Below are 20,585 nucleotides of genomic sequence, written 5' to 3'. Positions count from 1 at the left end.
AATGAAGAAGATATTAGGAGTTATAGCTGTTGCATTATTTACTTTAGCGAGCTGTGAGGATAAAATAGATTTGGAACTGCCCGAAAATACAGGTCAATTGGTTATTACCGCAGATTTGATGGTTTCGGATCAACAACATGAGGTTAGTATACAGAAGGTTGTAAGCATTAAAGACTCTCTATTTTCTCCGATAACTGATGCGGAAGTGACCGTTAAGAATATGCAAAATAATCGCACTTATACGTTTCAAGCGGGGGCTGATGGGCTATATACCAATAAGACATTACGGTTACAGGAGAAGGTCACTTACCAGTTGCAGGTAAAGACCGCTGATGGAAGGGAGATCCAAGGGGTATCAAAGGTTCCCAGCTATGTGGACGTGGATTCCATAGGGCTTTCAGAGCGAATTATTTTTACTGACACGATTTACTATCCGACCCTCGTATTTATCGATCCACCAGAAAAAGGCAACTATTATAAGTATAAAATGTCGGTCAATGGAGGTAAATTACGTTTTATTGATGTCTTTGACGATAAGTATAACAATGGCTTAGAAGTGCAGCATGATATTGTCGACCGCGATAGAGATTTGAAAGTTGGTGATCGTGTGCGTATCCTACGTCAATGTATCGATGTAGGCGCCTACAATTACTGGAATAGTTTTCAAATGATTAATCCTGGTTCGGCTTCGCCAGCTAATCCGATTTCAAATTTAAGCAACAATGCACTGGGGTATTTCAGTGTCAGTGTAGGTAAATATTACGAATCTGAGGTGACGTTTACTAGAAGTAAACCTTAATCTATTCTCGAAAGCTGATAGTGATTTTTTAATAGAAACTCTATTGTTTTAGGTAGAACATATTCGACACGAGGAATGGCTTTGATATTATCATGAAAAATAATAACAGAGCCATTTTTAATGTTGGGCAGAACGTTTTCCAGGCATTTCTGGGGACTTAAATTCGGATCAAAATCACCCGACATAATATCCCACATGATCACTCGGTATTTTTTATAGAGTTGACGGAGTTGGGATTTTGTTGCTCGGGCATAAGGCGGACGAAAAAGATCAGTCTGGGTCAGTTCCTGGCATTTCGCAACATTTGCCAAATACTGCTCATCATTTGTTTCCCAGCCTTTGAGGTGGTTGTAGGTATGGTTGCCTACCTGATGCCCTTCATCTAAAATTCGTTGAAACAAATGTGGATTTTTTTTAATATTTTCACCAACACAAAAAAATGTTGCCTTTGCCTGATATTTTTTTAGGATATCGAGTATAAAAGGTGTAATTTCAGGAATTGGACCATCGTCAAAAGTAAGATAGACTTTTTTTTCATGACGTGGCATATTCCATATTGATTTGGGATATAGCCATCTAAGGAAAAATGGAGATTTGACAAAATACATAACCGATAAATGAAGTTCAAATCTAAAAAAAAATGTATGGTTCTACATATGGACATGAAAAGATTTTATTATTCTACAGTAGTATTTACTGGATTATTTCTAGGAACTAATGATTTGGTTCAAGCCCAACAGGTTGTAGGAGTGGCAGAAGCCATTCGTACGACATTGGAACGGAACGTACAGATAAAACAAGCGGCGCTGAACAAAGATCTTGCTGAGCAGGACTTGTTTCAGGCAAAAAGTAATTTATTGCCAAACCTGAGTGCTAGCGTGGATCAAAGTTTTCGTTATGGCTTTGGTTTCGATTTAACTTCCGGACGAATCGTTAATAACACCTGGACAAAAGGAACCAGTGGCTCGGTGGGATCAAGTGTCAATTTATTTCAGGGCTTTCAACAGATCAATCAGATCAAAGCGAATAAATTGCAACTGGAGTCTACGGCGACTCAGGTGGATAAGATCAAGAATGACCTTGTGCTCAATGTGTTGGTCAATTATTTGGAAGCGATTACCAACCATGAGATGATGGTTGCGAGTGAAGACCAGATCGCTTTGTCGAAACAGCAATTTTCATTGGACTCTATTCAGTTTGCGGTTGGCAATAAAACAATTGCCGATCTTGCCAAATCAAAAAATCAGGTTGCTACAAATGAATTGAACAAAGTTAATTTGAAAAATTCATACGAGATGTCTTTGTTGACCTTGAAGCAGCTGATGGAAATGCCTCCTGAAACGCCTATTTCCTTGGAACGTCCAAGCTTGGAATCTATATTGGTTCATGCAGTGGATAAAAATGCGGTGGATGTTTACCAGAAAGCGCTCACATTGCAGCCGGATATTCACAAATCTGCATTGGATAAAGAGGTCGCATTGAAACAAATCGATATTGCGAAGGGGGGCTATTATCCGACACTCAATTTGAACGTGAGTTATGGAACGAATTACTCGTCTGCGACGACAAGGCAAACAGATCCATTGGATCCTGCTACCCTTTTTAGAGTGCCTTTTGGCCAACAGATATCGGATAATAAGTCTTTTTTTACCGGTTTATCTCTTGCTATTCCAATTTTTTCAAGAAATCAGAATAAAGTAAATGTGGCAAAGGCAAAGATCGGTTTTAAACAGGCTGAAGCCTCCGAGCAATTAGCAAAAAATAACTTAAGCAAGGCCGTTAATCAGGCTGTACTGGATGTGAATGCGGCCAAACAACGCTATCGCTCGGCTACCGTAGCATTTGAAAGTGCTGAAACAGCATTTAAGGCGACAAAAGAACGTTACGATATTGGTATGGCGAATTCATTGGAGTTGTTTACTGCTCAAACGGAACGAAATAAGGCCGAATTTGACCTTATTCAAGCAAAATATAATGTAATATTCAGATCAAAGATCATCGATTATTACCTCGGAAATCCAATTCAATTCGATAACAATTAACCTATTTGAACTAACAAAAGAAATGGCAAAGAAAAAACGTAGCATTGGAAAAATTATATTGATTATAGTAGTGCTCTTGGTAGTCCTTGGTTTTATAGGTTTTAAAGCAGGCTGGTTTGGCAAAGGAGAGATTACTAAAGTCGCGGTGGATGTAGTAAAAGAGACTGATGTTGATGAATTAGTTTCTGCAAGTGGGAAGATTCAGCCTGAGGTGGAGGTTAAACTGAGTTCAGAGGTATCTGGAGAGGTTGTTGAGCTCAACATTAAAGAAGGTGATTTTGTAAAAAAAGGACAAGTACTCTGTCGGATCAAACCAGATATTTTGCAATCTGGTTATGATCGCTCTGTTGCAGCAATGAATTCACAGCGGGCCAATTTAGCCGCTGCACAACAGCAATTAAAACAACAGGAAGAAAATTTCAAAAATGTAGCTGCTACCTATAAACGGAATCAGGAACTTTTTGAAAAACGTGTTATTTCTGCTTCAGAAATGGATAAGAGCTCGGCCGAATATTATGCAGCACAGGCTTCTATCCAGGCGCAAAGAGAGACAGTGCGTTCTACAAAATATGGTATTGACCAATCACAAGCCTCAGTAAAAGAAGCGCAAGATAATTTAAATCGGACGACAATTTACGCGCCATCAGATGGCATCATTTCTCTCTTGTCTATCGAAAAGGGAGAGCGTGTGGTTGGAACGGCGCAGATGGCAGGTACAGAAATTATGCGTATCGCCAATATGAGTTCGATGGAGGTTAATGTCGATGTAAATGAAAATGATATTAACAATGTAAGAGTAGGGAATCAAGCTGAGATTGAAGTCGATGCTTTTAAAGACAGAAAGTTTAAAGGTGTTGTGACCGAAATCGCTAGCTCGTCTAAAAACATTGCAACGACTACTACGGCGACATCATCGACAGATCAGGTGACAAATTTTAATGTAAAAGTTCGCATTAGTGCAGAATCGTATCAAGACTTGATGAAAGAGAATGTGGCATCGCCATTTAAACCGGGACTGTCTGCAACAGTTCAGATATTTACAAAACACGATAAAGGACTGGTTGTACCGATTCAATCGGTGACCGTGCGTTCTGATGATAAAGACTCTACAAATACAAATAAGAAAGTTGATGAATATGTATTTGTCCTAAAAGATAAAATAGTTAAGCAGGTTTTGGTGAAGACAGGTATTCAGGATGATAAAAATATCATTGTTACCTCAGGATTGAAAAAAGGAGACGAGGTCGTTTCTAGACCATTTGATGCGATTTCCAAAACCTTAAAAGACGGTAGTCAAGTTGAAAAAGTTGATAAGTCAAAGTTATAAATCTCTTTGTAGATAATAATTAATAAAAAGGGAATTGTTTTTTGATAATTCCCTTTTTATTTTCCTTATAATTTATTAAATTTAAACAACCCAATTGTTAGCAGCTTATGAAAAGGCTATTGGCTTATTTTAAATTTAGTAAAACAGAACAAAATGGATTTTTCATTATTTTGGTGATTATCGTTTTGTTTGTGACGATTTATACGCTGATTAAACGTAATACGAGGGATCCTATTCCTAATCAGGCCAAACTTTTTGAACAGTCCTTTCATGATTCCATCGAGATTTCCAGTCCAACCGACAAACAGGAGTTTAACAGCCCCTATGTGAATAAAAACGAAGGTAGGGAATCCATATCGCCGACTCCAGATTTAAATGATGAAAAGCTATTTTATTTTGATCCAAATAATTTACCTCACGCTGACTGGCATAAGTTGGGACTTTCTGATAAACAGATCGCGGTGCTGAAAAACTATGAAAAAAAGGGGGGGCGATTTAAGGTAAAAACCGACCTGAAGAAAATCTACTCCATTAATGATCGACTTTACAAGAGATTAGAACCTTACATCCAAATAAAAACAATTCCCGATTCGGAACGAACAAAACAACAGGACAGAGCGTCTTTGTTGTATGATAAATTTGAAAGAAATAAAGCAGAGCTGATCGATATTAATACCTGCGATACCACCGCATTAATCAGTCTTAAAGGGATAGGCTCGATTCTATCCAAACGCATTTTGAAATATAAAGATGTTCTGGGTGGTTTCTATCGTATAGAACAGTTAAAGGAGGTTTATGGAGTTACGGCTGAAACGTATGATCTAATTAAAGACTATATTGTTGTAGCTAATTTAGATGGAATCAAAAAAATCAATATTAATAAAGTTGATGCAGCTTCATTGGCTAAACATCCGTATCTTAGCCCTAAAGATGCGAAACTAATCGTCAATTATCGGGATCAACATGGAAGTTATGTCAATATAGAAGATTTGACAAAAATAGGAACACTTTCAGATCTTGCGATTGCGAAGATTGCGCCTTATTTAATATTTGAGAATGATTCAAGATAAATTGAAACTGGAAATCCGGGATATCGTGGATTTTCCTAAACCTGGTATTGTCTTTAAAGATATTACCCCTTTGTTGAAAGATGCGGCATTGTGTAGCGAAATGGTTGATGCGATTATTGATCAGTTGCAGGGAATAGAGATAGATGCTATTGCTGGAATTGAGAGCCGGGGTTTTCTATTTGGATTTTTACTTGCCAATAGGCTGGGCTTGCCTTTTATTCCAATTCGAAAACAAGGTAAATTACCTTTTAAGACCGTCTCTGAATCTTATGCTCTGGAATACAGCCAGGCAACGATTGAAATCCATGAAGATGCTTTTGAAAAAGGAAGCCGCATATTGGTACACGACGACCTTTTAGCAACAGGGGGTACTGTCGTTGCTGCCAGTAAACTTATTGAAAGACTTGGTGGTGAGATCGTCGCTTATAGTTTTATCATCTCTTTGGACTTCCTAAAGGCGAAAGGAAGATTATCCAGGTTCAGTGATAATATCTTTTCATTGGTAAGTTATTAATTTAAAAATATACGATTTAGAGCATTTCACATGATACTTTTTGCAAACGCTAAACTAAACATTGGACTGCAAGTAATTGCCAAGCGTACGGATGGTTATCATGAGCTGAACAGTGTTTTTTATCCACTTCCAATTTACGATATTATCGAATTATTGGATACGACTGGCACGGAGACAACACTAAATATTCAGGGAGAACATATCCCAGGAAATATCCGTGATAACCTTTGTATAAGAGCTTTTGAATTGTTGGAAAAAGATTATGGCATTCCGCCCGTTTCAATTGATTTGATCAAACAAATTCCCATTGGAGCAGGCTTAGGTGGCGGTTCTGCGGACGCGTCTTTTGTTTTGAAGGGGCTTAATACACTCTTTCAATTGAATCTTACAGAAGAGCAACTAGCGGGGTATGCCGCAAAGTTAGGAGCCGATTGCCCTTTTTTTATTGCAAATAATCCTGTTTTTGCAACAGGTATTGGGACTGATTTTAAAGACTTAAATCTAAGTTTGGATGGCTACCATATTGCAGTCATTATGCCCAATATTCATATTTCTACAGCTGAAGCTTATGCTGGTGTACAACCTAAGGTACCCGAAGTTAATTTGGAAGAAGCAATTCGTTTGCCTATCCAAGAATGGAAGTTTCATATTCGAAATGATTTTGAGGACGGTATTTTCGAGAGTTACCCATTGTTGAAAGAAATCAAAGAAACTTTATATCAAAAAGGAGCGATTTATGCTTCTATGTCAGGTTCCGGAGCGGCTATTTATGGCATATTTTGGGAAAAAACAGATTTAAGCGGGCTTGCAAAATATGGCAAGATCTATCATCCAACCAAGCTGTAAGAATATTATCGATTACTAAAAAAGCGTTATGTCTATCTGTTCAAACAGGTATACATAACGCTTTTTTAGTATGTTATTAATACTCTTCTTCCACTTGATAGTTTATGAGTTCTCGAGCCTCATTTAAAACCTTTTCTTTCCGTTCTTTTGTTAAGTTTAGGAGATCCAATTTTTCGGGATTATTAACGATATCTTTCACTAAAATAAGCTGATTTTTGAGCAGTTGTTGTTCTTCAAGGTCTGAAAGAGTTGTTAGACAAGTGACCGGATAAAAAACTGCTTTATCTACTCTTTTTTTAATGCTATTTTCTTTGGGGTAATCCCAAGAGAGCAGGTTGATATTATAATATTTAGCAAAATCAATCGAATCGGAGGTGAAGTAAGCATTGGTAATCAGCCAGCCTTCTTGAAACTGCAGCTGCTTCCCAAAAAACTGATACTTGATATTGCTAATATCGTTGAATCTGGAAAGATAATACATCGGCGTTGTGACCGATATTTTAGCGTCAATATCGTTTCGAAATTTACATTCCGCGGTAATGAGTTTGCCGTCCTTATAGGCGACAACGTCCAATTCATGCGAAACAGCATGCCCCTGCACGGTCTGTCCCGTGGTGCTTTCATAGCCGATGGATCGCAATAGGTGAGCAATGTATTTTTCGAAGTAGAAGCCTTCCGGACCAAGTTCACGCAGAGCTTTTTTAAGGCTATAGCGTGCGGCAAAGGAATTTCGTACTGTTTTTAAAGTATCAAAGGCCAGCTGATAGAGTTCTCTTGTTGAAATGCCATCATATATTTCGTTGAGTACCTTATCGTAGACCTGATTGACCTGGTCAGCATTGGCACCGGAACGAGAAAGCGAATGGCGTAGCGAGTCACCATTAAAGGGTACCAATTCACCAGAATATTTTTTAATTTGCATGTATTTTTAATTTGTTAAATACGAATATAAGAGATGTCGTCGGAGAAACAACATAAAAAACTATTATTCTATTCCTAAACTTTTTTAGGGCACCATTTGTTTATAACATGTACGATAAATAAAATAGAGATAATTATGAGTAACCTACTAAACTTTGCATTTGATAAGATAAAAACAAAGATCGAAGACGATTGTATCGAAGAAAATATTGGCACCTCTGAGCGTGTTCTGTCGGTGATTGCCGGCGGATTCATATTGGGTTTGGGTGTTAAAAAACTGTTTAAATCTCCACTTACTGGATTGTCTGGACTAACCCTTGGTGGAGCTTTGATCTATCGTGGCGTGACCGGCCATTGTGATGTTAAGAAAGTATTAGAAGATAAGGATATCAAAAAAGTAGAGGTGATTGAGCATCGCTATTTTGTTAAATAGCAAGCCTTGTATCCCTAGCTTAATGTAAAAGTGTTTTAGTGGAGGCTTCTATAGGTCTGCTTGACAACAATGCGCTATTTACTTCGCCCTGTGAGCTGAGTTCGACTACGGTGAGAGCACAGTGACTGTACTGTAAAAAGGTGGACTCAACGTGGACTCATGGTGGACTCACTGTGCTTACAAGGCGAATTTAGTAATAGCCCGTCCGCTAGGTGGGGCATAGTTTTGACAATAAAAAAGGAGATGATAAAGCATAAAAAGAGGCGAACACTTCAAAAGTGTCCGCCTCTTTTTATGCTTACCTGTTTGAACAGGCGGGGTGCTTATACGTTAAAACGGAAGTGCATGATATCGCCATCTTGGACAATATATGTTTTCCCTTCCACTGATAATTTTCCGGCTTCTTTTACTGCATTTTCGGAGCCAAGCGTGACGAAATCGTCATACTTAATTACTTCAGCGCGGATAAATCCTTTTTCGAAATCTGTGTGAATTACACCTGCAGCCTGAGGTGCTGTAAATCCATTCTCAATCGTCCAAGCGCGGACTTCTTGTACACCAGCGGTAAAATAAGTTGCTAGATTTAAAAGTGAATATGCCGCGCGGATCAGTTTATGAACGCCAGATTCTTCAAGCCCAAGGTCATCTAAGAACATTTTGCGTTCTTCGTAGCTTTCCAGTTGTGCAATTTCGGATTCGATCTGAGCAGAAATAATCAATACTTCGGCTTTTTCGTCCTTTACGGCTTCCTTAACACGTTCTACATAAGCGTTTCCTGTGTTGACGGAGCCTTCATCTACATTACACACATAAAGTACAGGTTTAGCGGTCAATAATGCTAAATCCTGAATAAACTCAAAATCTTCAGCTTCAATCGCTGCAGTCCGTGCAGATTTGCCAGCCTCAAGATGATCTTTAACGATTGACAGGATGTCAAATGTTCTTTTTGCGTCTTTGTCACCGCCTGTTTTAGCCATTTTTTCAACCTTTTGGATACGTTTTACAACGGTATCCAAATCCTTAAGCTGTAATTCGGTGTCAATGATTTCTTTATCTCTGATCGGGTCTACCGAACCATCAACGTGGATCACGTTTCCGTCGTCAAAACATCTTAAAACGTGAATAATAGCATTGGTTGTACGAATATTTCCTAAGAATTGGTTGCCTAAGCCTTCACCTTTTGAAGCTCCTTTTACAAGACCTGCGATGTCGACGATCTCGATTGTATTTGGAACAACGCGTTGTGGGTTGACTAATTCAGCTAATTTATTGAGACGGGCATCCGGTACGGTAATTACCCCAACATTTGGTTCAATTGTACAAAATGGAAAGTTAGCCGCTTGCGCTTTCGCGTTCGACAAACAGTTAAATAATGTTGATTTACCGACGTTTGGTAAACCTACGATACCGCATTGTAAAGCCATATATAGTGCAAATTTTTGAAATTGCACAAAGATAGAAAATTCACTGTAATTTTTAGCTATCTTGTCGAATGGTTCATTGGTACAAAATTGAACATGCCGAATTTCTGAAAAATCAGGGCATCAGCGAACATAAATTCGGTGGGAAAATTATTTGCATAACCTGGTTTGAAGATCAACTCTATGCGTTCTCCCGAAAATGCCCACATGCTGGAGCACCACTGAAAAATGGCTGGTGTGAACGTGGAAAAGTAATCTGTCCTTTTCACCGCCATGAATTTGATTTAATTTCAGGAAGAGGTAATCCAGAGCAGCATGATTTTATTACTATTTACCCCATAAAATTCGAAGATAAAGACTATTATGTTGGTTTGGAAATAGGCTTTTGGCAACGTTTATTTGCTTAAGAAAGTAACGAAAGTATCATATCTCACCGCATGAATCGTATATCTAATGAGTAAATAAGTATATTTGCTATCGAAAACAAATTAAAGACATGCAGGGGAAAAAGATTGGTATAATTGGTAGCGGAAGTTGGGCTACCGCTATGATCAAGATGCTATGTGAAAATGACCAAGAAAAGCATATTTTTTGGTGGGTAAGAAAGGAAGAAGATGCAGAATATATTGAAAAATTCAAACACAATCCGACTTACCTGAGCAGTGTTTCGGTTGATCTTAGTATTACGACGATTGATACCGATGCAAAAAATGTAATTACGAATTCGGACATTGTCATTTTAAATACGCCTGCGGCTTATTTGAAGGATGCTCTGGCAAATGTTACGAAGGAAGATTTTAGAAATAAAATTGTCGTTTCGGCCATTAAGGGGATTATTCCCAAAGATAATTTGATTATCGGTGAGTTTTTGGAGCAACGATATGAGGTAGATATTGAACAGATCTGTGTGGTTGGTGGCCCATGTCATGCGGAGGAAGTTGCTTTAGGCAAATTGTCTTATTTAACTTTCGGCTGTAAAAACCTAGATAGTGCAGCATTGGTTGCTTCCTTTTTATCGTCAAGGGTCATTAAGACGATTCTTTCGGAAGATGTCCTAGGGATAGAATTTGGTGCAGTATTGAAAAATATATATGCTTTGGCGGGAGGTATCTGCCATGGCTTAGGTTATGGTGATAATTTTCAAGCGGTGTTGGTATCCAATGCAATTCGCGAAATGCGTCGTTTTGTAGGTAAAGTGGACGGTGATACTTCCAGGGATGTGAATACTTCGGCTTACTTAGGGGATCTTTTGGTGACAGCCTATTCCCAATTCAGCCGAAATAGAACCTTTGGAAATATGATTGGAAAGGGGTACAGTGTACAATCTGCTCAATTGGAAATGAATATGGTGGCTGAAGGGTATTACGCTTCGGCATGTATTCAGGAATATGCAAAAAAATATGCAGTGGAATTACCTATATGCGATGCCGTGCACCAAATTTTGTATGAACACCTTCCTGCATCTAAAATTATTCAAGCATTAAGCGAAAAATTAACATAATAAAGTAGCAATAGAGTAGATGATAACAAAAGAAGCGATTGCTTTAGCTTATAAAGAAATTCAGGACGAAATATGTCAGGCGTTGGAGAAATTAGATGGATCGGCGCGCTTTGAAGAAGAATTGTGGGAACGTGAAGGTGGTGGCGGAGGTCGTACCAGGATCATTCAGAATGGTCAAATTTTGGAAAAGGGAGGTGTTAACTTTTCGTCTGTCTATGGCAAATTACCCGAAGCGATTAAAAAATCATTTGCTGTAGAGGAAGATGATTTCTTTGCGACAGGAGTATCCATCGTCATTCATCCAAATAATCCCTTAGTCCCTATTATACACATGAATATCCGCTATTTTGAGCTAAACGATCAGATTCGTTGGTTTGGTGGTGGAATCGATTTAACGCCGCATTATGTCGACGAAGAGGATGCCAGCTATTTTCATCAGCAGCTGAAAGATGTATGTGATCGACATGATGCAACATTCTATGAAAAATTTAAAAATTGGGCGGATGATTATTTTTATATCAGACACCGTCAGGAAACACGGGGAATAGGAGGTGTATTTTACGATAAGTTGAATACTGAAAAAACGGGGATGAGCATGGAAGATATTTTTGCTTTTTCGTGTGATCTTGGCCGTACGTTTGCACCAACCTACACCGCTTTGGTCGAGAAAAATCGACATAAAGCCTTTACTGATCAACAAAAAAATTGGCAATTAATCCGCCGCGGACGCTACGTCGAATTTAACTTGGTATGGGACTCCGGGACTAAATTTGGACTTGAAACGAATGGTCGAATTGAGTCGATCCTGATGAGTCTACCTGCCCAGGCCAATTGGGTGTACGATTATCGTCCTGAAGAAGGCTCAGAAGAAGCCAAAACCTTAGCTTTACTACGAAAAGGTATAAACTGGATTTAAAAAACATCGAAGAAAAATCAGATGGTTTCTTATCAAAAATTTACGTTAGAAAACGGCCTGCGTGTATTGGTACACGAGGATCATAATACGGCCATGGCTTGTGTCAATATCTTGTATGATGTGGGCGCAAGGGATGAGTCTCCGGAACAGACCGGATTTGCACACTTATTTGAACACCTGATGTTTGGTGGTAGTATCAATATTCCGAACTTCGATACCGAATTGCAAAAAGTAGGTGGTGAAAATAATGCATTCACAAGCAACGACATCACAAATTACTACATTACCTTGCCTTCTTCAAATCTCGAAACAGCATTATGGCTTGAGTCCGACCGGATGTTAAGTCTGGCTTTTTCAGCACAGAGCCTTGAGGTGCAACGAAATGTTGTGAGTGAAGAGTTCAAACAGCGTTATTTGAATCAACCTTATGGCGATGCATGGTTAAAATTGCGGCCATTAGCTTATCAGGTACATCCTTATCGCTGGGCGACTATCGGAAAAGAGTTAAGCCATATTGAAGAGGCTACCATGGAAGATGTAAAAGCTTTCTTCAAATTACATTATAATCCACAGAGTGCAATTATGGTTGTTTCGGGAGATGTACATTTTGAAGAAGTAAAGGCTTTGACCCAAAAGTGGTTTGGCGATATTGAGGCTGGCGAAAAATACAATCGTCAATTGCCTAAAGAGCCGGCGCAAGAGGAGATAAGGCGTGAGACTACTTGGGCAGAAGTGCCTTTAGATGCACTTTACATGGCATTTCATGGCCCCGCAAGATTGGAAGAAGGGTATTTCGCAATGGATCTTTTATCGGATATTTTATCAAGAGGATCTTCCTCACGTTTGTATCGTCGATTGGTAAAAGAGGGGCAGTTATTTAGTGAAATAAACGCCTATGTAATGGGAAGTATCGACAATAACCTCTTTGTCATTGAAGGAAAACCATCGGAAGGTATCTCGTTAGAAGAAGCTGAACGTGCAGTCTGGGCCGAATTGGAGGTCATAAAATCCGAGTTGGTACCTGCAGCTGAATTGGAAAAAGTAAAGAATAAGATCGAATCGACAAATGTGTTCGCGGAACTATCTATTTTGGATAAAGCCATGAACTTGGCTTTCCATGAGTTATTGGGTGATGCAGATGGCATTAACACGGAGGTCTCAAAATATTTGTCGGTGAGTGCTGAGGAAGTTCAACAGCAAGCTCAGGCTATTTTTAGACCGGAGAATGCTTCTATATTAATGTATAAATCAAAAGAAGAGGAGGCTGTACATGTTGGATAGAACCAAAGCACCTGAGTTCCGTGAAATTGGAAATATAAGTTTGAAAGAGCCAATCAAGAAGCAGTTTGCAAACGGATTGCCTGTCTATGTTTTCCAGTCGCCCGAGCAAGAGCTTGTGCGAATAGAATGGATCTTTGAGAATACCTATCTTGACGGGCAGATTGAAAACCCGTTGTTAAATAGTGCTTTAAGCGCCTTACTTAAAGAGGGAACAAATACCATGTCCAGTGCAGAGATCGCAGATAAAGTAGATTTCTATGGTGCATTTCTCGTTCCTGAATACTCTTTTGACGTAACTTCTTTGTCGCTTTATACATTGAATAGACATAGTCAAGTGCTCTTGCCGCTTGTAAAAGATATTCTGACGGAAGCATCGATTCCACAACAGGAATTGGATACTTATTTACGTAATAACAAGCAAAAGTTTCAAGTTTCTATTCAGAAAAATGATTATCTGGCGCGACGTAAATTCTATAACTTGATCTTTGGTAAGAATAATCGTTACGGACGTACACCAAAACTGGAAGATTATGATGCGATTACACGTGCGCAGTTGATCGAATTGTACCAACAGGAAATTGTTCCTAGTAACTGCACCTTAATTGTTTCAGGTAATGTTTCGGATGAGCTATTGCAAGAACTGGAACAAATTTTTGGCGTAGATTGGAAGGGAGCTGCTATTGACTCTTCTTTGAATGGGCCTGTTTTGGCGCAAGGATCTAATGATCTGGTTTACGAGGAAAAAGAAAATGCATTGCAGTCAGCCATTCGTTTAGGTTGCCAGACGATTGGAAGGACACATCCTGATTATCCTGCACTACAGTTTGTCAATACTTTGTTGGGTGGTTTTTTTGGTTCCCGTCTGATGCGAAATATTCGTGAAGAAAAAGGGTATACCTATAGTATTGGTTCGGCTGTCGCAACCTTGAAGCATACTGGTTTTATGACCATTGTAACTGAAGTCGGGGTAGACGTAACGCATGCAACCTTGACAGAAATAGAAAAGGAGATCAATTTGTTGAAAACAACATTGGCCTCCGAGGAAGAGGTGAATCTCGTTAAAACCTATATGGAAGGTTCTATGTTGGGTTCATTGGAAAGTATCTTTTCGCATGCGGACAAGTTTAAAAGTGTTTTGTTAAATGGGATGACATTAGCGTATTATTCCTATTATATGGAACAGATCCGAAACATGTCGCCAGAGAAGGTGCGGGACCTTGCCAATAAATACCTGGACTTTGATGCAATGGTGAAAGTTGTTGTTGGTAAAATCAGTCAAGCTGAATCAGTTCATCAAGCGGTTGTAAATTAAATTTCTTAGACTACAAAAATCGAATACTACTTTGTATTTTTGGTTTTTGATAAAAAAGCGTATTATCCAGCATGGAATTAAAATTAAAAAGACCATTGGTATTTTTCGATTTGGAAACTACAGGTGTTAATGTGGCGACCGATCGTATTGTCGAAGTATCATTTTTGAAAGTGATGCCCAATGGTGAAGAAACAGTCTATACAAAGAAGATCAATCCAGAAATACCTATTCCCGCAGAATCCTCTTTTTTTCATGGTATTTATGATGAAGATGTGAAGGATGCTCCTAATTTTAAAGCAATAGCAGTGGAGCTTGCGGCTTTTATTGAGAATGGAGATCTGGCGGGATATAATTCCAATAAATTCGATGTCCCTATGCTTATGGAAGAGTTTTTGCGGGCGGGCGTTGATTTTTCATTGGAGGGAAGGGCATTTGTAGATGTTCAAAACATTTTCCATCAAATGGAACAACGAACCTTGAAAGCGGCATACAAGTTTTACTGCAATGAAAATCTTGAAAATGCACATACGGCTGAAGCTGATGTTCGCGCAACATATGAAGTATTGAAAGCACAGTTGACGAAATATGAGGGGGCAGCATTTGAAGATAAACATGGTGTAGTCTCTTATCCAGTAGTGAACGATGTCGAAGCTCTTCATGCATTTACCAATCTAAGCAAGCCAGTGGATTTTGCCGGACGTCTTGTATATAATGCGGAAGGATTGGAAACGATCAATTTTGGTAAACATAAAGGAAAACCTATTATCGAAGTATTTGAGCAGGAGCCTAGTTACTATGCTTGGATGCAGAATGGTGATTTTCCATTGTATACCAAGAAGGTCTTAGAAAATATCTGGAATCGGTATAAAAAGGAAAAGAGTGAGCAAAAAGCAAAAGCAGCAGCCACACATTCTGTAGAAGATAAAAAACTTGCGAAAAAGGAATTCAATCAGCAAAAAGAAGAAGCGCCGCAGAACATTTCTTTAGATATGTTGAAAGGATTGCAAGATAAATTTAAAAAATAACGTTAATTAATAGCTTAGAAAAAGGATTATGGAATTCAAACAAGAAGTGGAGCATGTACAGTGTTTGATTATTGGTTCGGGGCCAGCAGGTTATACTGCAGCAATTTATGCTGCACGTGCGGATATGAAACCAGTGGTTTATACCGGTATTGTTCCAGGAGGACAATTGACACAAACTACTGAGGTGGACAATTTTCCTGGTTATCCAAAAGGTATTACCGGACCGGTGATGATGGAAGATTTGCGTGAGCAAGCTGAACGCTTCGGAACTTCAGTGCGTTTTGGATATGTGACTAAAGTAGATTTTACTGGTGAGGTACACCGTGTTGAGATCGATGGAACAGTACAAGTAACCGCAGATACTGTGATTATTGCAACAGGAGCTACAGCAAAATGGTTAGGCTTGGAATCTGAACAAAAATACAACGGTTTTGGTGTTTCAGCATGTGCTGTATGTGATGGGTTTTTCTTTAAAAACCAAGAAGTTGCTATTGTTGGCGCTGGGGATACAGCGGCAGAGGAAGCTACATACCTCGCAAAATTATGCTCAAAGGTACATATGTTGGTTCGTCGGGATGAGTTCCGTGCTTCAAAAGCAATGGTGCACCGTGTGATGAATACGCCAAATATTGAAGTTCATTACAATTCTGAGGCAAAAGAGGTTTTAGGAGATGGTCAAGTGGTGACCGGAATACGTGTTATTAACAATAAAGACCAGTCTGAAAAAGATCTAGAAGTAACAGGTTTCTTCGTTGCTATTGGGCATAAGCCTAATACCGAGCTTTTCACAGGTGTACTGGATATGGATGAAACAGGCTATTTAATCACAAAACCAGATAGTACTGCTACAAACATACCGGGTGTTTTTGCTTGTGGTGATGTTCAGGATAATATCTTCCGTCAGGCAATCACTGCTGCAGGTACAGGTTGTATGGCAGCCTTGGAAGCTGAAAGATACTTGGCAGCTAAAGAAAGCGGCGAATAATCGCATTGGAATAATAAAAACGGGGCATTGTACAATGCCCCGTTTTTATTTGCCTTCTTCAATCTCAAAAACACTATCGATTTTCCAATTTGCCTTATCTTTGGAGGCCGCTACAGCTAAGCGATCACAACGCTCATTTAACGGATGCCCAGCGTGACCTTTTACCCACACAAGGCGTACGTTATGAAGCTTATAGGCACTCATTAAACGCAACCAAAGATCTTTATTCTTCTTTCCCGCAAAACCTTTTTGTATCCAACCATATACCCATTTCTTATCGATGGCATCAATGACATATTTGGAATCAGAATATACGGTAACTTGTTGTTGCAGGTTTTTCAGCGCCTCGAGACCAACGATCACAGCCATCAATTCCATCCTGTTGTTAGTTGTTTTGCGGTAACCGCCCGAAAACTCTTTTTCGATAAGTTTGCCTTTAAAGGCCTCATTATCGCCTGTATAAATGGTTCTTAAGATTGTTCCATAGCCCCCAGGGCCCGGATTTCCACTTGAAGCCCCATCTGTATATAATTCGATCATACCTGCCAAATATACATGAAGTTTTTGTAAGCACACACAAATGGATAAAAATGATCGAGACTAGTTCATATTTTGATGCTCGAAATGGAAGATTTTTGTACCGTTACACCCTCGATAAATTCAACGATAGGGCATAGCGCTATAAGCATCAAATTTAATAGGTACTCACAACCGATTTAATAGGTATTAAAAAGGGACTTTACACGGTTTTATTCGAATGAAGTCCGAATGAGGTCCCTATAAAGTCCCTATTGGATCCGTCTAAGTTATAAGAATATTCCCTGCATGTGTTAAGTTTGAGCTCGAGAAAAATATAATGTTAGATTTCAACCGCTCTCCAACGTAATTTATCCCTTACACAATTGGAATTTGCTGATTTATGTGTATTTTGCCGGCTTAAACTCGTTATGTAATCGATAAAATAGCTTATGAAGTTTCGAAAGATTTCTCTTTTTGTTCTTTTGGCGTCTGCGTGCTTAAACGTTTCAGCTCAGAACAATGTATCAACGCAAAAAATGGATTGGTTTGAAGATGCCAAATTGGGTATTTTTATTCACTGGGGTATTTACTCTGTAGATGGAATCTCAGAATCTTGGTCATTCTTCAATAATTATATTAACCACGACAATTATATCAAACAGCTTAATGGGTTTACAGCCAAGGATTATAAACCCAAGGAATGGGCCAAATTGATTAAAGAAGCTGGTGCGAAATACACGGTGATTACGACCAAACACCATGACGGAATCTCGATGTGGAATACGAAGGCTGATAAAGCGATCACTACATTACAAGACGCGGCTGCAAAACAGGATGTAATTACACCGTTTGTGAAAGCAATACAAGAAGAGGGCTTGCACACTGGACTGTATTATTCGTTACCCGATTGGAGCCACCCATATTATGATGTTTTTACGCGCAATAGAAAGCGTTATGAATTGAAAGGCGAGCCTGCGCGCTGGGATAATTATGTGAAATATTACCAAAAGCAATTGACCGAGCTATCCGAACAATATAAGCCGGAATTACTTTGGTTTGATGGGGATTGGGAGCATAGTGCCGAGGAGTGGAAAGCCAAAGAGACCTTAAATCTTTTGCGGAAATATAATCCGAATATTATTATAAACTCGCGATTGAATCATCATGGAGATTATGATACACCTGAGCAAGGGATTCCGGTCACGCGCCCTGATGCTAAATTTTGGGAACTCTGTTACACGATGAATGATTCTTGGGGCTATCAACCCTTTGATAAAAAGTACAAATCACCCAATATGATCATCCGAACGTTGGTCGATTGTATTTCTATGGGTGGAAACTTATTATTGGATATTGGTCCAAAAGCAGACGGTACGATCCCTGAGGAGCAATTAAATATTTTAAAACAGCTGGGGCGATGGACGAATAAGCATGCGGCTGCGATCTATGGTACAAGAGCCGGTATTCCTTTTGCGAACTACGGTGGGAAATCTGCTTTATCAAAAGACGGAAAAACACTTTATCTGTATGTGTATGAAAAGAAACCCGAATTGCAACTCAAAGGTTTAGTCAATCATTCGGCCATTAAAAGCATTTCAGTTGTCGGTGATGCATCCGCGAAAGTAAGTGTTAAATCTGAAAATGAAACCGTTCGAGTAGACTTGACGAAAGTAAACTTTGATCAGGATGTTACCGTTATTGCACTGAACTTTGCGGAAGCGCTTCGTTGGACTGCGCCTCAGGAGACTGAAGTTACGTTGAAATCTGTGCTGGATAATAAGTTGACAGATCGTGCTTTAGGTCAGATCGCGTCAACACTGCATGCAGGAAAAAATATTTTTGATAATTCCGGGTTAACTGTGGATGGCTTAGATACGAAATTGCCGAGTAGTAATGCGACTAATCCGACGGTATTAAAGTGGATTAAGGATCATGCCGAAGCACTTTATGAGACCGGAAAAGGCTTGCCGGAAGGACATTATGAAGGATTAAGTGCACTTTCCAAAGATCGCCAGACCTTGTATCTATTTGTTGAGGGAAAACCTACTGGCCCAATTGCATTAAAAGGTGTTAAAAATGGAGTCGCTAGGATCCGGGTGGTCGGTGACGGTTCCATGATAAACCATGAGGTTTTCAATAAGCTCTATTGGAGTAGCATCCCGGGTATTATTTACATTCAGGCACCAGTGGAGCGCTTGGATAAAAATATGACCGTTATCGCTGTGTTGTTGGATGGGCCAATACAACTATATCGCGAGAAAGTGGGTGCTATCGAAAATAACCTTTAAGAGGTTGGATTGCGCTTAGCATTGAAAAGAAGCCTAGGATAACAAAATATCCTGGGCTTTTTTATGGGTGATGTAAACCATTCTGATCAATTTCGGGGGTATTCGATGCATTTTCTCCTGAATTGTGGCAAGGAAGCATTTTTTATTATAACTTAGGCCTATGAATCTAATCAAAACTGTTTTGATCCCAATTATTGTTTTTCTTTGTATTTGCTGTTCTTCCGGTGACGGAAGTAAATCCGAGCGGTTGCGGGCAGATTCGTTAGTGAATGAAGTTGTTGACGGAAAGTTAAAGATAACAACACTCGCTGAGTCGAATGAATTTATGTATTTCAACGATAAATACTTTCATGAACCGGCAGATTTAAAAGTCATTCCAAAATTTGATAAAGTGCAGATTCAAGTTGTTACTTACCGAATTTATCAGCATGTCAGACTGAAAAATAATCGTTATGAGTTCAATGTGCAGAAAGCCAGTGAACTGCATATTCCAAATAGCGCTTTTGTGTATTACCAACGTTCTTTTGATGATATGAACCGAAAGGCTGCCTTGAGTAAAGATTCTATCCGACTTGAGCTGCCGGATAACTATGCATCCTTGTTGATAAATGAATGATCCAGATCTACAGACATGATGAAAGTCATATAAAAAGTCAATCTTAACTATAGTATGGAGTAACAAACAGACTTAAGATGAAAAAGAAAAATATTGTTGTATTGACGGGGGCCGGTATTTCGGCTGAAAGTGGTATACCTACATTTAGGGATGCCAATGGATTGTGGGAAGGACATGACGTCATGGAAGTTGCTTCAATTGAAGGTTGGCACAAAAACCCAGCCTTAGTCCAGGAGTTTTATAATCTGAGACGGAAAGCAGCTTTGGTGGCACAGGCAAATGCAGCTCATTATGCGCTGGCAAGATTAGAATCAGCGTACCGCGTGAGTATTGTAACGCAGAATGTAGATCTGCTGCATGAACAGGCGGGATCATCTCATATTGTTCATTTGCATGGCCGCTTGGATCAGGCTAAGTCGTCTATCGATGATCGCTTGGTGTATCCCATTGTCGGTGATGAGATTAAGATGGGCGATCTTTGCGAGAAAGGTAGTCAGCTGAGGCCAAATATAGTCTGGTTTGGAGAAGCTGTGCCAGCCATTGAGGAGGCCATAAGCTTGGTTTCGAATGCCGATATTTTGATTATTATTGGAACCTCCCTACAGGTCTATCCTGCTGCAGGACTTAAAGAATTTGCGCCTAGTCACTGTCAAACGTTTTTAATTGACAAAAAAATACCTAGTGACAGGGCTTTACGTAATATACAGTGTTTTGAGGAGTCGGCGACAATAGCTGTTCCTAAATTGGTAGAACAATTACTTTATTAAGT

The 20,585-nt window shown here is 39.3% G+C and carries 21 protein-coding genes; 17 read left to right on the top strand and 4 right to left on the bottom strand.

Features of this window, described 5'->3' with window-relative positions:
* Position 1 precedes the first annotated feature (1 nt).
* Positions 2 to 799 carry a DUF4249 family protein gene (locus IQ31_RS18595; RefSeq protein ID WP_145329137.1) on the top strand — a complete coding sequence of 266 codons (798 nt, stop codon included), beginning with the start codon at positions 2 to 4 and terminating at the stop codon, positions 797 to 799.
* Here the strand turns inward: IQ31_RS18595 and IQ31_RS18590 are convergent.
* A complete protein-coding gene (locus IQ31_RS18590; RefSeq protein WP_376747311.1) occupies positions 796 to 1,347 on the bottom strand; it encodes a polysaccharide deacetylase family protein in 552 nt (183 codons plus the stop codon). The genes IQ31_RS18595 and IQ31_RS18590 overlap by 4 nt on opposite strands.
* 114 nt (positions 1,348 to 1,461) lie before the next feature.
* On the opposite strand from IQ31_RS18590, the gene IQ31_RS18585 reads away from it, so the two are divergent.
* From IQ31_RS18585 to ispE, 5 genes are all read left to right on the top strand, one after another.
* The gene (locus IQ31_RS18585; RefSeq protein WP_158638913.1) at positions 1,462 to 2,841 is read left to right on the top strand and encodes a TolC family protein; all 1,380 of its coding nucleotides are present in this window, start codon (positions 1,462 to 1,464) and stop codon (positions 2,839 to 2,841) included.
* 22 nt (positions 2,842 to 2,863) lie between these two features.
* Complete coding sequence (locus IQ31_RS18580) at positions 2,864 to 4,168, top strand: efflux RND transporter periplasmic adaptor subunit (RefSeq protein ID WP_120336006.1); 1,305 nt, start codon at positions 2,864 to 2,866, stop codon at positions 4,166 to 4,168.
* Positions 4,169 to 4,275: 107 nt separating this feature from the next.
* Positions 4,276 to 5,238, top strand: a complete 963-nt coding sequence (locus IQ31_RS18575) for a ComEA family DNA-binding protein (protein WP_145329135.1) — start codon at positions 4,276 to 4,278, stop codon at positions 5,236 to 5,238.
* The gene (locus IQ31_RS18570) at positions 5,225 to 5,752 is read left to right on the top strand and encodes an adenine phosphoribosyltransferase (RefSeq protein ID WP_145329134.1); all 528 of its coding nucleotides are present in this window, start codon (positions 5,225 to 5,227) and stop codon (positions 5,750 to 5,752) included. Before IQ31_RS18575 ends, IQ31_RS18570 begins: the two co-directional genes overlap by 14 nt.
* Positions 5,753 to 5,782: 30 nt before the next feature.
* Complete coding sequence (gene ispE / locus IQ31_RS18565; protein WP_145329133.1) at positions 5,783 to 6,598, top strand: 4-(cytidine 5'-diphospho)-2-C-methyl-D-erythritol kinase; 816 nt, start codon at positions 5,783 to 5,785, stop codon at positions 6,596 to 6,598.
* 76 nt (positions 6,599 to 6,674) lie between these two features.
* On the opposite strand, the gene IQ31_RS18560 is transcribed toward ispE, so the two are convergent.
* Positions 6,675 to 7,520 carry an ATP cone domain-containing protein gene (locus tag IQ31_RS18560; RefSeq protein WP_145329132.1) on the bottom strand — a complete coding sequence of 282 codons (846 nt, stop codon included), beginning with the start codon at positions 7,518 to 7,520 and terminating at the stop codon, positions 6,675 to 6,677.
* A 135-nt stretch (positions 7,521 to 7,655) separates the two neighbouring features.
* On the opposite strand from IQ31_RS18560, the gene IQ31_RS18555 reads away from it, so the two are divergent.
* Positions 7,656 to 7,952, top strand: coding sequence for a YgaP family membrane protein (locus IQ31_RS18555; protein WP_046676248.1), 297 nt, complete (start codon positions 7,656 to 7,658; stop codon positions 7,950 to 7,952).
* Positions 7,953 to 8,275: 323 nt separating this feature from the next.
* Here the strand turns inward: IQ31_RS18555 and ychF are convergent, their stop codons facing one another.
* A complete protein-coding gene (gene ychF, locus IQ31_RS18550) occupies positions 8,276 to 9,376 on the bottom strand; it encodes a redox-regulated ATPase YchF (RefSeq protein ID WP_075992480.1) in 1,101 nt (366 codons plus the stop codon).
* A 68-nt stretch (positions 9,377 to 9,444) separates the two neighbouring features.
* On the opposite strand from ychF, the gene IQ31_RS18545 reads away from it, so the two are divergent.
* The 7 genes from IQ31_RS18545 (at position 9,445) to trxB (ending at position 16,393) form a co-directional block, all read left to right on the top strand.
* The gene (locus IQ31_RS18545) at positions 9,445 to 9,780 is read left to right on the top strand and encodes a Rieske (2Fe-2S) protein (protein WP_145329131.1); all 336 of its coding nucleotides are present in this window, start codon (positions 9,445 to 9,447) and stop codon (positions 9,778 to 9,780) included.
* An 89-nt stretch (positions 9,781 to 9,869) separates the two neighbouring features.
* Entirely contained in the window at positions 9,870 to 10,874 is a 1,005-nt protein-coding gene (locus IQ31_RS18540; RefSeq protein ID WP_145329130.1) for an NAD(P)H-dependent glycerol-3-phosphate dehydrogenase, read from the top strand.
* A gap of 19 nt (positions 10,875 to 10,893) precedes the next feature.
* Positions 10,894 to 11,790: an oxygen-dependent coproporphyrinogen oxidase gene (gene hemF, locus IQ31_RS18535; protein WP_145329128.1), complete on the top strand. Its 897-nt coding sequence runs from the start codon at positions 10,894 to 10,896 to the stop codon at positions 11,788 to 11,790.
* A gap of 21 nt (positions 11,791 to 11,811) precedes the next feature.
* Positions 11,812 to 13,071, top strand: coding sequence for a M16 family metallopeptidase (locus IQ31_RS18530; protein ID WP_088161435.1), 1,260 nt, complete (start codon positions 11,812 to 11,814; stop codon positions 13,069 to 13,071).
* The gene (locus tag IQ31_RS18525) at positions 13,061 to 14,383 is read left to right on the top strand and encodes a M16 family metallopeptidase (RefSeq protein ID WP_088161436.1); all 1,323 of its coding nucleotides are present in this window, start codon (positions 13,061 to 13,063) and stop codon (positions 14,381 to 14,383) included. The genes IQ31_RS18530 and IQ31_RS18525 overlap by 11 nt, the downstream gene beginning before the upstream one ends.
* Before the next feature lie 71 nt (positions 14,384 to 14,454).
* Positions 14,455 to 15,408, top strand: coding sequence for a 3'-5' exonuclease (locus IQ31_RS18520; protein ID WP_088161437.1), 954 nt, complete (start codon positions 14,455 to 14,457; stop codon positions 15,406 to 15,408).
* 28 nt (positions 15,409 to 15,436) lie between these two features.
* Positions 15,437 to 16,393 carry a thioredoxin-disulfide reductase gene (gene trxB / locus IQ31_RS18515; RefSeq protein ID WP_075992486.1) on the top strand — a complete coding sequence of 319 codons (957 nt, stop codon included), beginning with the start codon at positions 15,437 to 15,439 and terminating at the stop codon, positions 16,391 to 16,393.
* 45 nt (positions 16,394 to 16,438) lie between these two features.
* On the opposite strand, the gene rnhA is transcribed toward trxB, so the two are convergent.
* On the bottom strand, positions 16,439 to 16,933 hold the full coding sequence (gene rnhA, locus IQ31_RS18510) for a ribonuclease HI (RefSeq protein ID WP_075992491.1): 495 nt from the start codon (positions 16,931 to 16,933) through the stop codon (positions 16,439 to 16,441).
* A 428-nt stretch (positions 16,934 to 17,361) separates the two neighbouring features.
* Here rnhA and IQ31_RS18505 point away from each other — a divergent pair, with 428 nt between their 5' ends.
* The 3 genes from IQ31_RS18505 to IQ31_RS18495 all read left to right on the top strand — a co-directional run bounded on the left by IQ31_RS18505 (position 17,362) and on the right by IQ31_RS18495 (position 20,583).
* Positions 17,362 to 19,200 carry an alpha-L-fucosidase gene (locus IQ31_RS18505; protein WP_088161438.1) on the top strand — a complete coding sequence of 613 codons (1,839 nt, stop codon included), beginning with the start codon at positions 17,362 to 17,364 and terminating at the stop codon, positions 19,198 to 19,200.
* 160 nt (positions 19,201 to 19,360) lie between these two features.
* Positions 19,361 to 19,816 (top strand): hypothetical protein, encoded by a 456-nt coding sequence (locus IQ31_RS18500; protein WP_088161439.1) that lies wholly within the window; start codon positions 19,361 to 19,363, stop codon positions 19,814 to 19,816.
* A 77-nt stretch (positions 19,817 to 19,893) separates the two neighbouring features.
* On the top strand, positions 19,894 to 20,583 hold the full coding sequence (locus tag IQ31_RS18495; protein ID WP_088161440.1) for an SIR2 family NAD-dependent protein deacylase: 690 nt from the start codon (positions 19,894 to 19,896) through the stop codon (positions 20,581 to 20,583).
* Positions 20,584 to 20,585: the final 2 nt, after the last annotated feature.

It is taken from the genome of Sphingobacterium siyangense (assembly GCF_007830445.1).
In the GTDB taxonomy this organism is placed as follows: domain Bacteria; phylum Bacteroidota; class Bacteroidia; order Sphingobacteriales; family Sphingobacteriaceae; genus Sphingobacterium; species Sphingobacterium siyangense.
The sequence above is the reverse complement of the archived record's forward strand: the minus strand, read 5'-3'. Positions and strand labels throughout refer to the sequence as shown.

Excerpts from the sequence above, each read along its gene's own strand:
- IQ31_RS18595 (WP_145329137.1), top strand. The coding sequence starts at position 2 with ATGAAGAAGATATTAGGAGTTATAGCTGTTGCATTATTTACTTTAGCG.
- IQ31_RS18590 (WP_376747311.1), bottom strand. The coding sequence starts at position 1,347 with ATGCCACGTCATGAAAAAAAAGTCTATCTTACTTTTGACGATGGTCCA.
- IQ31_RS18585 (WP_158638913.1), top strand. The coding sequence starts at position 1,462 with ATGAAAAGATTTTATTATTCTACAGTAGTATTTACTGGATTATTTCTA.
- IQ31_RS18580 (WP_120336006.1), top strand. The coding sequence starts at position 2,864 with ATGGCAAAGAAAAAACGTAGCATTGGAAAAATTATATTGATTATAGTA.
- IQ31_RS18575 (WP_145329135.1), top strand. The coding sequence starts at position 4,276 with ATGAAAAGGCTATTGGCTTATTTTAAATTTAGTAAAACAGAACAAAAT.
- IQ31_RS18570 (WP_145329134.1), top strand. The coding sequence starts at position 5,225 with ATGATTCAAGATAAATTGAAACTGGAAATCCGGGATATCGTGGATTTT.
- ispE (WP_145329133.1), top strand. The coding sequence starts at position 5,783 with ATGATACTTTTTGCAAACGCTAAACTAAACATTGGACTGCAAGTAATT.
- IQ31_RS18560 (WP_145329132.1), bottom strand. The coding sequence starts at position 7,520 with ATGCAAATTAAAAAATATTCTGGTGAATTGGTACCCTTTAATGGTGAC.
- IQ31_RS18555 (WP_046676248.1), top strand. The coding sequence starts at position 7,656 with ATGAGTAACCTACTAAACTTTGCATTTGATAAGATAAAAACAAAGATC.
- ychF (WP_075992480.1), bottom strand. The coding sequence starts at position 9,376 with ATGGCTTTACAATGCGGTATCGTAGGTTTACCAAACGTCGGTAAATCA.
- IQ31_RS18545 (WP_145329131.1), top strand. The coding sequence starts at position 9,445 with ATGGTTCATTGGTACAAAATTGAACATGCCGAATTTCTGAAAAATCAG.
- IQ31_RS18540 (WP_145329130.1), top strand. The coding sequence starts at position 9,870 with ATGCAGGGGAAAAAGATTGGTATAATTGGTAGCGGAAGTTGGGCTACC.
- hemF (WP_145329128.1), top strand. The coding sequence starts at position 10,894 with ATGATAACAAAAGAAGCGATTGCTTTAGCTTATAAAGAAATTCAGGAC.
- IQ31_RS18530 (WP_088161435.1), top strand. The coding sequence starts at position 11,812 with ATGGTTTCTTATCAAAAATTTACGTTAGAAAACGGCCTGCGTGTATTG.
- IQ31_RS18525 (WP_088161436.1), top strand. The coding sequence starts at position 13,061 with ATGTTGGATAGAACCAAAGCACCTGAGTTCCGTGAAATTGGAAATATA.
- IQ31_RS18520 (WP_088161437.1), top strand. The coding sequence starts at position 14,455 with ATGGAATTAAAATTAAAAAGACCATTGGTATTTTTCGATTTGGAAACT.
- trxB (WP_075992486.1), top strand. The coding sequence starts at position 15,437 with ATGGAATTCAAACAAGAAGTGGAGCATGTACAGTGTTTGATTATTGGT.
- rnhA (WP_075992491.1), bottom strand. The coding sequence starts at position 16,933 with ATGATCGAATTATATACAGATGGGGCTTCAAGTGGAAATCCGGGCCCT.
- IQ31_RS18505 (WP_088161438.1), top strand. The coding sequence starts at position 17,362 with ATGAAGTTTCGAAAGATTTCTCTTTTTGTTCTTTTGGCGTCTGCGTGC.
- IQ31_RS18500 (WP_088161439.1), top strand. The coding sequence starts at position 19,361 with ATGAATCTAATCAAAACTGTTTTGATCCCAATTATTGTTTTTCTTTGT.
- IQ31_RS18495 (WP_088161440.1), top strand. The coding sequence starts at position 19,894 with ATGAAAAAGAAAAATATTGTTGTATTGACGGGGGCCGGTATTTCGGCT.